This window comes from Halobiforma nitratireducens JCM 10879 (assembly GCF_000337895.1).
In the GTDB taxonomy this organism is placed as follows: Archaea; Halobacteriota; Halobacteria; order Halobacteriales; family Natrialbaceae; genus Natronobacterium; species Natronobacterium nitratireducens.
In genome coordinates this window covers 20,569-32,527 of record NZ_AOMA01000102.1, presented here as the reverse complement: position 1 = coordinate 32,527, position 11,959 = coordinate 20,569, and the positions used below count along the sequence as shown (strand labels likewise).

General features: G+C 64.3%; 13 protein-coding genes. 7 read left to right on the top strand and 6 right to left on the bottom strand.

Features of this window, described 5'->3' with window-relative positions; translation table 11 throughout:
* The first annotated feature begins 38 nt into the window (after positions 1-38).
* Positions 39-761, top strand: coding sequence for a YIP1 family protein (locus C446_RS10150; RefSeq protein WP_006673005.1), 723 nt, complete (start codon positions 39-41; stop codon positions 759-761).
* A 200-nt stretch (positions 762-961) separates the two neighbouring features.
* On the opposite strand, the gene C446_RS10145 is transcribed toward C446_RS10150, so the two are convergent.
* On the bottom strand, positions 962-2,470 hold the full coding sequence (locus C446_RS10145; RefSeq protein WP_006673004.1) for an amidase: 1,509 nt from the start codon (positions 2,468-2,470) through the stop codon (positions 962-964).
* 163 nt (positions 2,471-2,633) lie between these two features.
* Here C446_RS10145 and C446_RS19635 point away from each other — a divergent pair, with 163 nt between their 5' ends.
* A complete protein-coding gene (locus C446_RS19635) occupies positions 2,634-2,801 on the top strand; it encodes a hypothetical protein (RefSeq protein WP_204365913.1) in 168 nt (55 codons plus the stop codon).
* A 1-nt stretch (position 2,802) separates the two neighbouring features.
* Here the strand turns inward: C446_RS19635 and C446_RS10140 are convergent, their stop codons facing one another.
* Entirely contained in the window at positions 2,803-3,597 is a 795-nt protein-coding gene (locus C446_RS10140; RefSeq protein ID WP_006673003.1) for a hypothetical protein, read from the bottom strand.
* A gap of 128 nt (positions 3,598-3,725) precedes the next feature.
* Complete coding sequence (locus C446_RS10135) at positions 3,726-4,313, bottom strand: DUF6789 family protein (protein WP_006673002.1); 588 nt, start codon at positions 4,311-4,313, stop codon at positions 3,726-3,728.
* Positions 4,314-4,494: 181 nt separating this feature from the next.
* Here C446_RS10135 and larE point away from each other — a divergent pair, with 181 nt between their 5' ends.
* The 3 genes from larE (at position 4,495) to C446_RS10115 (ending at position 6,490) form a co-directional block, all read left to right on the top strand.
* The gene (gene larE / locus C446_RS10130) at positions 4,495-5,382 is read left to right on the top strand and encodes an ATP-dependent sacrificial sulfur transferase LarE (RefSeq protein WP_006673001.1); all 888 of its coding nucleotides are present in this window, start codon (positions 4,495-4,497) and stop codon (positions 5,380-5,382) included.
* 267 nt (positions 5,383-5,649) lie between these two features.
* The gene (locus C446_RS10120; RefSeq protein ID WP_006672999.1) at positions 5,650-6,012 is read left to right on the top strand and encodes a hypothetical protein; all 363 of its coding nucleotides are present in this window, start codon (positions 5,650-5,652) and stop codon (positions 6,010-6,012) included.
* A 121-nt stretch (positions 6,013-6,133) separates the two neighbouring features.
* A complete protein-coding gene (locus C446_RS10115; RefSeq protein ID WP_006672998.1) occupies positions 6,134-6,490 on the top strand; it encodes a hypothetical protein in 357 nt (118 codons plus the stop codon).
* An 88-nt stretch (positions 6,491-6,578) separates the two neighbouring features.
* Here C446_RS10115 and C446_RS10110 read toward each other — a convergent pair whose 3' ends face one another.
* Positions 6,579-7,016, bottom strand: coding sequence for an SRPBCC family protein (locus C446_RS10110; protein ID WP_006672997.1), 438 nt, complete (start codon positions 7,014-7,016; stop codon positions 6,579-6,581).
* A 137-nt stretch (positions 7,017-7,153) separates the two neighbouring features.
* Positions 7,154-8,191 (bottom strand): twin-arginine translocase subunit TatC, encoded by a 1,038-nt coding sequence (locus C446_RS10105; protein ID WP_006672996.1) that lies wholly within the window; start codon positions 8,189-8,191, stop codon positions 7,154-7,156.
* 157 nt (positions 8,192-8,348) lie between these two features.
* On the opposite strand from C446_RS10105, the gene C446_RS10100 reads away from it, so the two are divergent.
* Both C446_RS10100 and C446_RS10095 read left to right on the top strand, forming a co-directional pair.
* Positions 8,349-10,688: a twin-arginine translocase subunit TatC gene (locus tag C446_RS10100; RefSeq protein WP_006672995.1), complete on the top strand. Its 2,340-nt coding sequence runs from the start codon at positions 8,349-8,351 to the stop codon at positions 10,686-10,688.
* A 158-nt stretch (positions 10,689-10,846) separates the two neighbouring features.
* On the top strand, positions 10,847-11,041 hold the full coding sequence (locus tag C446_RS10095) for a ribbon-helix-helix domain-containing protein (protein ID WP_006672994.1): 195 nt from the start codon (positions 10,847-10,849) through the stop codon (positions 11,039-11,041).
* Here C446_RS10095 and C446_RS10090 read toward each other — a convergent pair whose 3' ends face one another.
* A complete protein-coding gene (locus tag C446_RS10090) occupies positions 11,042-11,818 on the bottom strand; it encodes a 23S rRNA (uridine(2552)-2'-O)-methyltransferase (RefSeq protein ID WP_006672993.1) in 777 nt (258 codons plus the stop codon).
* Between the last annotated feature and the right edge of the window lie 141 nt (positions 11,819-11,959).

Sequence of the window (11,959 nt, the reverse complement as noted above, 5' to 3'; positions counted from 1 at the left end):
ACCGGACCTAATACGTTCGAAACGTGAACTGTTCCGGTATGCCGTCCGGTCTACGATCCCTCCAAACGTTTCTCCGTCGTCCGTCGGTCTTTTTCGACGAGTACCCGCCAGCGACGACGCTACCGGTCGCAGCCGGCGTCGTGGTCGTGTACGCCGCCACACTCGCAGCGTCAGTGTTGGTACTCGGCTCGATGCTCGAGGCTGCGTTCGACGCGGCGGTGACGGTCGACAACCCAGATCGGCCGCCCGAGTGGGTCTGTGAGCAACACGGTGACAGCGAGTCGCCGGTCGCGTCCGGTTGCGACGAGCCCGAAACCGTCGAGGCCAGCTCGCTCGTCCAGGATGCGATACTCGATTTCCTCCCGTACGTCGTCGTGACGCCGTTCGCACTGTGGGTCGTCGGCGGGATCGTCCTGTTGACGGCCGGCCGGATCGCCGCGGGAACCCCGTCGTTCCGGGGCACTCTCTCGCTCGCCGGCTGGGCAGTGATTCCCGAATTCGTTCGGTTGGCCGTCGTCATCGTAGCGTTTCGGTACGCTCTCGAGGACGTGACGATCTCGGACTCCGAGCGTGCGCCCGATGTCATCGGGTCGGCGGCCGCGTCGATCGATCCCGTCCTTGCGCTCGCGGCGGTCGGTACGGCCGCCTGGCAGTGGTGGTTGCTGACCGGGGGTCTGGAAGAAGACGCCGAACTCTCCCGTCGAGCCGCTGCCGTCGCGGCCGGCGTTCCCCTGGGTATCTTCCTTCTTCTCTCGCTGTAGGCCCCGAGAGCGGCCGTCATACGGGTTCCTGTAGTCGATGGCGGCCGATCGCCTGAACGGCGTCGGCGGTCGGCGGTCGGCGGTCGGCGGTCGACGGTCGGCGGTCGGCGGTCGGCGGTCGCCGATCAGCGATTGATCGGACCTCTGTACCAGAAGTGAGCAATTATTTCTGAATCCCACCATAATTACAGCAATCCGTCTCAGTCCTCTCGAGTCGCCTCGAGCGCGGCCGCCGCCTCGAGAACCGTCGCGTCGTCGAACCGGGAGCCGACGAGCATGAGCCCGACGGGGAGCCCGTCGGCCTCCCCCGCGGGAACGCTGACTGCGGGGTGTCCGCTCCGGTTGAACGGGGCGGTGTTGGCCGGAACGAGCGTCCGTCGGGCACGCTCGTACTGGTCACGGTCGGGGTCGTGTTCGGGCGCGGTTCGTAACGTCGTCGGCATCGCGAGCAGGTCGTGAGTCTCGAGCAGGTCGTCGTACCGCTTGGTGAGTTCCACGGAGAGGTTCATCCCGGCGGCGTAGTACCGGGAGTGGTAGACCTCGTTGGCGTAGGCTCCAACGAGCAGGCTGAGTTTCAACTGCGCCGGAAAGTCGTCGGCCTGGGTCCGCCGGAACTTCCCGAACGCGTCGATCCACGAGGTGTTGTACCACGCCTTCCAGCCGTGGCCTAACCCTTCGCCGATCAGCGCGTCGAGCAGTCCCTCGGCCGTACAGACGGTGTGAATGTCGTCCGCGTCGAGGTGCATCGGTTCGGAGACCGTCTCGAGGGTGGCACCCTCGTCTTCGAGTACCTCGAGTGCGCCACGGACCCGCTCGAGCACCCCCTCGTCCGCGCTCGGCTGGTCGAACCCTTCCTCGAGGACGCCGATCGAGAAATCCGCGACATCGCCCGAGAGAGCGTCGTGGTACTGTTCGACGGGGACGGACGAAGGCTCGCGAAGGTGTTGTTCGTTACTGCCGGCGATCACCGAGAGTACGCGGGCGACGGTCTCGACGTCGGGCCCCATCGGTCCCGGGTGATCGATCGCATGCTCGAGGCCGATACAGCCCGTGTAGGGAACGAGTTCGTACGTCGGTTTGAGGCCGACGACACCACAGAGTGCGGCCGGAATGCGGACGCTGCCACCCTGGTCCGAGCCGATCGCGGCGTCGACCTCGCCGGTCGCGACGACGACGGCGCTGCCGCCGCTAGATCCCCCCGCCAGATGGTCGGCGTCCCGAGGATTGGTAATCTCGCCGAAGGTGCTGTGGCCGGTCCGGGTCACCGCCATGTCATCCATGTTCGTCTTCCCGACGATCGTCGCGCCGGCCTCGAGCAGGCGCGTGACGACCGTCGCGTCGACGTCCGGAACGTACCCCTCGACGACGCTGGACCCGCAGGTGAGTTCGACGCCCGCGACACAGACGTTGTCCTTGATCGCGACGTCCATCCCGCTCAGGGGACCGTCGGCGTCGCCCTCGACGTAACACCGACTCACCCAGGCGTTGTGGGGGTTGTCCTCGTCCGGTGGGCGACGGCCGGCCGTCCGCTCGCGTCGCTCTCGACCACCGAGTCGCGGCTCCGGTCTGTACGAGCGGACGGTCTCGTAGGCCTCGAGCCGTCGCTGGGCCATCTCCCGGAAGAACTCGAGTTCGTCATCGGTCAGTTCGAGGTACAGTTGCGCTCCGAGTTCACGGAGGTCGTCTTCCGTCGGTGCTCGGATCGGCATGGTGGGACGGTCACGGCGGCGAGTGAAGTGGTTATTCGACGGCGGTGTGATTGTCAGTGTACCCGGATGGTCGGCCGACCTGGCTAGTCGATACGCAGTGTCGGACCGAGAAGCGGGTTGACGCGGACTCCTCTGTTTTGCGTCCACGGAGGTAGGCCGCCCGATGAGCCCCACAGACGACACCGGCGACGCGGTTGTGGCACTCGAATCGATCCGCTCCGACGAGCGAGTGGTCTGGACTTCGAGGACCTCGAGACGGAGCCGTCGGTGCCGGACGCTGGAGGGCGAAGAGGCAATGAACAGCCGGCAGGGAAGAACCGACTTCGAGTGAATCAAATGAGCCCTAGAATAAAAGCGAGCCCCATCCCAACGAGCGCGACGGCGGTGATCATCGGCAGATAAGGCGTGATCGCTTCGACCCGCTCGCGGTGGTGCTCGTAGCCGGCAATCAAAAGCAACGTGGGGACGACGATGGCGACGATGACTGCAAGCGAGTAGACGAGCATCAACTCGAGGCAGAACTCGGTGCCGACACAGATCGCGAGTATCTGGATCGGTTCTTCGTGGGCAAACCCGAGCAAGAGTGCGGTCGTGCCGAGCGCCGCGAGCCCTCGCTCGGCGTGCTCTTCGGTCAAATGCTGGTGGCCGCCACCGCCGGGGAGGATAGCACGGAGCCGCTCGAGGACGGTGGGGTCGTCGGTTCTGTCGTTGGTGTGGTGGTCGTGATGGTCGTGATGGTCGTGGTGGTCGTGGTGGTCGTGATGGTCCTGCTGTTCGTGCCCGTCATCGTGTTCAGCGTCCCCGCCATTTCCACCCTCGTGAACGTGTTCGTGTCCCCCGTGTCGGTACTCGTGAATCCCCAGCAGGATCAACAGTCCCCCCGCAACGTATCGCATCCACGGCCCCTCGGCGAACTCGGCGAACGCCGCGAACCAGTAGTAGGCCAACACGAGGACGACGCTGCTGATCAGGTGGCCGATCCCCAGGATCAGTGCCGCGAACAACCCGTACAACAGCCGACGGTTCCGGTTCAACGCGTACATCGCCGCGATCGGCCATCCGTGGTCCGGCAAGACGCCGTGGACGAACCCGATGAGAATCACGCCGGCGACGAGACCCATCTCCATACCCGTTCGGGAGTTACGGGACGGTAAACCGGTTGTTATGACCCATCTCGAGGGTTCGTATTACTGCTGCTAAGCGTTGCTAACGACGGACGCGAACCTACTAGAACCCAGCATTCGTCCCGCCCGCGTTAGTTCCCGCGGCCGTACTCGTACTCGTCTGTGGGGTCCTCGACGCCTTCGGTTCGTGACCCCACCCAGGCACCCAACGCGAGACCGTAGACGAGATGACCGGCGTGAAACAGCGCGAGTTCGTCGCTCTCGAGTCGAATGTCGAGCAGTTCTTTCAGCATGACCTGTGAGCCAAACGCCGACAGCGCCATCCCGTAGACCGACCCCCAGACGAGCCCCCGCTGTTCGGGATCGATCGACCGCTCGGCATCCTGGAGAGCGAATAGGCCACCGAAGACCGCGCCGGCCTGTATTCCGTAGCCGAAATGCAAGAGCAGCCCGATCACGGGATGGTCGTCGGGATCGTCCCCCGAGACGTACTGCGACCAAAAGTTCGCCGACGGAGGCAGCGACCGCAAGATGGGCAGGCGAAACGCCGTCATAATCAGCGTCGCGACGAACCCCGCCTGAACCCCGCGGGCGGTGGCATAGCCGGCGTGTTCGAGGCGTGACCGCTGGTCGGTCTCTTCGGTCCGACCCTGCGTCTCCTCGTCGGGACGGAACCGACGAAGCCGATCGGATACGGGAGCGAGAGGGGAGTCCGACATAGTTGTCTCGACGCCGAGATACTACCGGTGGCGACTTAACGGACCGGCAGGCTGGTGACTGCCGTTCGAGTCCGCGAAGGGAACCCGTCGTCCGACCGACTCTGGTCGGTGTTCGGTTCGTCCTGCTCGCTGACCGCAACCACGCAACGCGTTTTTGCCGGTCCAGCGCGAACGCCGGGCCATGACACTCGAGGCCACGGTGGAAGCGAAACTCGAGGCCGCGCGGGCGGACCTCGCGAGTCGCGATGGGGTCCTGATCGCCTTCTCCGGCGGGGTCGACTCGAGCGTCGTGGCCGCGATGGCTTACGACGCGCTGGGCGAGGACGCGGTCGCTTGCACCGCCCGCAGTGAAACGCTGCCCGAGGCCGAACTCGAGGAGGCAAGAACTGTCGCCGACGAGATCGGCATCCGCCACGAGATCGTGTCCTTCTCGGAACTGGAAAGCGACGCGTTCGTCGAGAACGACGACGATCGCTGCTATCACTGCCGAACGATGCGACTCGGCGAGATGGAAGCGACCGCGCGCGAACTCGGCCTCGGGACGGTCTGTGACGGAACCAACGCCGACGACCCCGGCGCGGGCCACCGACCCGGACTGCAGGCCGTCGAGGAACTCGACGTTCACTCGCCGCTGCTGGCCCACGACATCTCGAAAGACGAGGTGCGCGCGGTCGCCGCCCACTACGGTCTCTCGGTCGCCGACAAGCCGTCGATGGCCTGTCTCTCCTCTCGCATCCCGACCGGCCTCGAGGTCACCGAAGAGCGACTCACCCGGGTCGAACAGGCAGAAGCGTTACTGCGTCAGTGGGGGTTCGAACAGTTCCGCGTGCGCGACCACGACGGCCTCGCCCGTATCGAGGTCGCCCCCGACGAACTCGAGCGGGCACTGACCGTCGAGTTCGCCGAGACGGTCCGTGCGGAGCTCTCGGAGATCGGATTCGAGCACGTGACGCTGGATCTGCACGGCTACCGGACGGGCAGCGTCAGCCCCGGCACGGAAACCGAACCCGGAACCGACGAGCCTGTCGTCGAAGACGCGTTCGCACCAGACCCCGAAAGCGACGACTGATACGGTTTCCTGTAGTCACTTACCGCCGATCGCGTTCTGGCGATCGGCGATCGACGGGAAATAGTTACAGCAATATGAACCGACCGTCGACGCGTCGCGAGTTTCCCGAGCGAGAGGAGCGACTGCGACGACGCCGATCGACCGATCGTCCACAGTTTTTCGAATTCCGGAGTTGAAATTCACCGTTCCCAGATTTCCACCGAACATCCAACGGAAATATTGCGCAATTCGATACGAACGTGTTACTTGGCCAGGTACGTGTCACCGATGAACACTGCCGTAGACACGCCGGACGGGTGGCGGATCGAAACCCGACGATCCTACTCGCCGGCAGGGAGCGACCGGGAACTGGCGTACCTGACCTACCGGCACGATTCCGACGACCTGCGGGTGAAAGTCGCCCCCGCCGCACTCGACGGCGACGACCACCCAGGGTACGCGCTTCGCGCGACGCGATACCCCGGCCTCGAGTTGTCCGAAACGACGCGGGTGCGGACCGTCCTCACGTTCGATCGCTGCGATCGGGTCGCCCGCGAGTTCATGGAACTGTTCTCCGTACAGTACGACGGTCCCGCGTCGCTCGAGGATGCCCTCGAGTACGCCGCGGCGCGAACGCGGCCGCCGCCCTGACCGCTCACCGGGCCCGATATCGAATCGGTTGGGATCGTCGGTTCACCGTGACCGTCCGGATACGCGACGGTTTTCGACACCGAGAGACTTTTACTCGAGACCGAGTTAAGAATATTCGATGATGTGGCAAGACCTCGTCTTTCTGGCCGGAAGCACTCTCTCGATCGTCTTTCTCGCCCCGACGATCCGTAACGCCTCGGCGCGAGTCCCACTGGGTTCGAGCGTCCCGTCGATGTCGATCGGCGCGATCTACGCCGGGACCTACGCGACGATGGGGATGACCTTCTCCGCAGTCGGCTCCCTCGGCGTCGCGGTGATGTGGTCTCTGATCGCCAGTTACCGTGCACCGAGTGACGTGACCGGACTACAGAACATTCCGCGGTTCTTCGCGGACCTGCTCCGACAGGCAAAGCGGACGGCGATCGACGCGATAGGGTCCGACGACGCGCGCATCGAGTACGAACAGTCCGCCGACTGATTTCCGGGGACAGTCTCCACTCGACGGAACGTGACGCCGTCAGTAGCACGCCCGTCCGACCGACGGATAGCGTTCCGGGCCGATCGGATCAGTCCTCGAGTTCGAGACGCGTCTTCACGTTCTCGAGCATCGTCCGCAACTCGCGTTCGTTGTATCGGCGGACGAACGGATCGGCGACTTTCGAGAGTACATTTCCCGGCACCTCGTAGCGGCCGGTGTACGTCAACCGCGTGCCGTTCTTGATCGCCTCGAACTCGAGGTCGATCTCGCCGTCGAGGGGACCGTGCATGTCGAAGGTCATGCGCTCGGTCGGCTCCGCGATCGTCTGGACCAGTTCCCCGTCGATACCGGCTCCCGCCATCTCGTAGGTGAACGAGAGTCGTTTACCGCCGTTCTCGAGTGGCTCGACGTCCCGGACGTCAGAGAGACTCGGCGTTACCTCGGCGTGATTGTACGGATCGTCGAGGTAGTCGTACACGCGTTCGACATCGGCCTCGATCTCGATCGCGTCACTCGCCGTGACCATAGGCGTTTCCTCGAGGCCCAGATGTTAAATACCGGGACCTACCTGGTCAGTCACGATCGCCAACCGTCGGTGTCGTCCCGACTACGACGGCTCGGCGCACCGACGGTCAGTGGAGACGAAGGGACGGACGCCGACATCTACTCCCGCCCGACCCACTTCAGGATCGCCAGCGTCCCCTCGAACAGCAGGATCATCGTAATCGCGACCAGCACCGGGGCCATCATCGTCGGGTCGACGGTGAACATAAACGCCAGACCCGCGAACGCGGCCCAGAAGTACAGCCGCTTTTCGGCCAGCCACCGCCGGGTCGTCACGCCCATCATGATCGCGAGCATCATAAACAGCGGAATCTGGAAGACGATGGCGAGGAACCCGGTCAGCGTGATGATCAGGTCGAACGTATCGCCAAGGGCGTAGGCGATGTCCGCGCTGCCCTCGGCGTAGAAGGTGAAGTATTCGAAGAGGATCGGCAGAACGAGTACGTAGGAAAACAGCATCCCGACGGCCGCGAGCACGACGCTCGTCGGGACCGCCGCGAGATAGTACTTGCGCTCGTGGGGGTACAGCCCCGGCTTCATGAACTTGTAACACTCGTAGACGAACGCCGGCAGGGCTACCATGATCCCCAGTAGCGCCGACACCTTGATCCGGGTCAGCCACAGCTCGAGTGGGTGGTAGACGTGCGGCGGCGGCACCTGCTCGATCTCGTAGGGGAAGATGTTGAACCAGATGTGCTCGATGGCCTGGGACGCCCAGAGGAGGCCGACGGCCGTCCCGGCCGCACCGAACAGGAGCACGATCGCCAGCCGGAGGATCATCTCCTCGATGTGGTCGGCCAGCGGCATCTCCTCGTCGTCCGGCGGCGTCGAGATGCCGCCGACGTCGTCGTCGGGATCGGGGTAATCGGGGTAGGACGGATCACCCGTTCCCGGTTCGTGTGCGTCGCCGACGACGCCCTCGCCGTCGGTTTCGACGGGGTGGTCGTCGGACTCGGCGTCCGAATCGCGATCGACGATAGGATCGAAGTCGGTGTCCGCGTCCTCGCCTTCGTCCTCGTCAGCGTCGACAGCCGTATTCGCAGGTGGGCTCGAGTCCTGCCCGTCGCCGTCCGTCGAACGAGCCCCGGGCTCTTCGGATTCGCGAGCGTCGTCCTCGTCGGCCGGCTCCTCCGACATCTAGGGAGACATAGACAGGCCGCTGGTTATAGGCCTTTTTCTTACGTCCATCGAACGAAAGTGAACCAAACGGGATCGAGGCCGGCCCACGGGGTACACGAACCGATACCCTACTCGAAAGGTTGATAACTGGAAGTAAGTTACCCACAGACAGCCAATGAGTTCTGCCGTCGACGAGGACACCGCCCGGGCTATCAGTTCCGGCCGGCAGACCCTCGGTGCGATGTTCTCGACCGCCCAGGATCACCTCCAGAAGGTGTTTATCGTCTTCGTAATCGGATTTATGGGGGCGTTCTGGGCGCTTCGAGTCTTCGTCTGGGACTTCCTCGAAGAGACCGCGACGGCCGAGATGAACCAGCACGTAGCCGGCTCGACCGACCTCATTACCCGGACGCCGTTCGAGGTAATTCTCTTGCAGGCGAAAATCGGGATGCTCGTCGGGATCATCGTCGCGATCCCGGCCCTACTGTACTTCGCTCGAAAACCACTTCGCAAACGCGGGTACGACAGCGTGGTCCCGATCTCGAAACGGTACATGGCCGGCTTCGCGGCGACGGCGGCCGTGCTCTGTGTCGGCGGTATCGTCTACGCCTACGCCATCTTCTTCCCCTACGCGTTCGACTTCCTCGCGACCAACGCCGTCGCCACCGGCGTCAAGCCGAGCTTCGGAATCACCGAGTTCACGGAGTTCATGGCGTTGCTCACCCTCTCGTTCGGGCTCGCCGCACAACTCCCACTGTTTATGGGTGCGCTCTCGTACACGGAGATCGTCCCCTACGAGACGTTCCGAGACAAGTGGCGTCACGCCATCGTCGGCGTCACCCTCTTCGGGGCGCTGTTCTCCCCACCGGACCCGTTCACGCTGCTCATGTGGGCGATGCCGATGGTCGCGCTCTATGTCTTCAGTCTCGGGCTCGCGAAAGTCGTCTCGAACATCCGCCGTCGCGGCGCAGCCGAGGCACCCGGCTCGGGAACCGAACACCTCAAGCGACTCGTCCTCCAGTTCGTTGGGACCCTCGCAGTCGTCGCCCTCGCGACCGCCGCCGCGGTCAACCAGGGCGCGTTCGACTACCTCCGGGAGCACGTCTACCCCTCCCTGCCGGGTTACCTACAGCCCGACGGCAACGAGATCGGCGGCCTCGAGTCGATCGCCGTCGAATACGGACTGGCCGGCGACGCCGCGGTCGGGCTGATCATCGCACTGTCGGTCGGCTTCCTCGTCTTGCTTGGGTACACGATCAAGGTTCTTCAGGCACCGGTCTACCCCCGTGAGGACGACATCCGGAACGCCGACGATCCGGACGACGTCGACTTCGAGACGCTCGAAGCCGAGGACATCGAGGACGTGCCGGCGCAGGTCTTTCTCGCGATGTCGGAGGACGACGCCCTCGAGTACTCCCGCCAGGCGATGTACGACGACGACCGGGAGAAAGCCGAAGCGATCCTCGACCGGTTCGACACGCTCGAGAAACAAGCCGAGGAGTCCGAGGACGGCTCCCCTGACGGGTCGGGCACGGGCAGCGTCAGCGATCCCAGCGCGAGCGAGGACGGCGAAGAGGAAGAAGAGAGCCTCTTTACGAGCACTGCCGCCGGAATGCTCGATCCGTTCACCGAAGACGAGACGACCGAAGACGATATCGGCGGCTACGCCTACGACATCGCGTTCGTCCTGAACAGCCTCACCTCGAAGATGTTCCGGATCGTCGCCGTCCTGATGATCGTCATGGGCGGGTCGTTCTTCTGGCTCTACCAGGGTGGCCTTCGGCGGGTGCTCGCGACCTTCCTCGACCGCGTTCCCGAAGCGGTGCTACAGGAGGTCGCCGTCCGCAACGACGTCGATCCCAGCGGGATGGCGCTTCCCGACCTGATCGACCAGATGGACATCGTCATCGCCTTGCACCCGGTCGAGGTGCTGATCTTCAACGTGAAGGTGAGCGTTCTCGCGGCGATCGTCGCCGTCCTCCCGATGATACTGTACTATGCCTGGCCGGCGCTGAAAGAGCGCGGGCTGGTCTACGGCGACCGCCGTATCTTCATCGTCTGGGGTGGCTCGCTGCTCGGCGGGTTCGCCGCGGGCACGTACCTCGGGTTCTTCTGGATCGCACCGGGCGTCATCTCGTATCTGGTCTCGGACGCGATCACCAACGGAATGGTCGTCTCCTTCCGGATCAGCAGCTTCTTCTGGCTGGTGATCTTCACGACCATCGGCATCGGCTTCCTCTTTAACATCGTCGTCACGATGGCGCTGTTTCACGTCGGCGGCATCGTCAGCTACCGCACGATGTTGCGAGGGTGGCGGCCGGTCGTCGTCGGCATCTTCGCCATCGCCGCGATCGCGAGCCCGAAGGGCATTCTCACTATGCTCCTCTTTGCGATTCCGATCGCGCTCACCTACGTGCTCGGCCTCGCCGTCCTCTACGTCCTGACCGGCGGCGGCCGACTGTTCGGCGGTGATGGTGGCGGTCCGGATCTCGAGACTGGTATTCTGGGCCGGTAAGCGGTCAGTTCCGGTCAGTTCCGGTCAGTTCCGGTCAGCCCCCCGAAGTCGCGCCCCGAGTTGACAAGATCAGTCGTCGGACCGTCGTCCGGCCCGGAAACCGGACTCGAGTGAGCCAATACCGAACGTATATGGGTCGCCCATTCGCTAGCCGAGACATGCCCAAGATCAGCGTCGAAATCCCGGAGGAACTGCTCGAGGACCTGGACGAACACGTCGGTGACGACGGGAAGTTCGTCAACCGCAGCGACGCGGTCCGGGCGTCGATCCGGAAAACGCTCGACATTCTCGACGAGATCGACGAGCGACACGATCGGCTCGGGACCGACGGGGGTGACGAGCCCGACGAGTAACTACTCGCGCTCGAGTGGCTGTGCGAACCCGAAGTTCGGCTTCACGTCGTCGACTCGGACCGTGACCACGTCCCCCTCTTCGGTTGCGGGGACGAACAGCCGGTAGCCGTCGACCGACGCGATCCCGTCGCCCTCGTTGCCGACGTCTTCGATCTCGACCTCGAGTTCGTCGCCGGGTCTGACGGGGGCAGTGAGCCGCCCTTTTCCGATGAAGTAGACCTCGGAGGATTCGTCGCGAGAGGCGTTCGGGTTCGTCGCCCGGACGTACTGGAACTCCTCCTCGACATCGGCACGGAAGTCGTCGACGTCCGGCCCCTCGAAGACCTTGACGACGAAGTCCCCACCGGTGTCGAGCAACTCGAGGGCGGTTTCGAACGCCTGCCGGGCGAGGTGCAACGATCGTGCCTGATCGAGCGAGTACTCGCCGGACATGTTGGGTGCCATGTCCGAGACGACGGCGTCGACGGTGCCGTCGGCGGCGTCGACGACTCGCTCCCGTGTGCGCTCTTCGGTCATGTCGCCACGGATCGTCTCGACGTTGTCGTGGTCTGCCAGGTCGTCGATCCGCTGGAGGTCGACGCCGATGACCGTCCCATCGGGGCCGACCCGCTCGGCGGCGACCTGCAGCCAGCCACCCGGGGCCGCACCGAGGTCGACGACGGTGTCACCGCGGTCGATGACGTTCTCGAGTTCGTCGAGCTGTTTGAGCTTGTAGGCCGCTCTGCTGCGGTAGCCTTCCTGTTTCGCCTTGTTGTAGTAGTGATCGCGTCCTGTCATGGGTGCCTCACCGAGCCTCGTGGCCCGTTTCGCGTCGGAACGAGCGATGGAGCTGCGTTCATACCAACGTAGACACCCCCGATCGGGAAAGGCACATCGGATACTGTCGGTCACCGCCGGGCTCTGTCCCCCACCACCCTC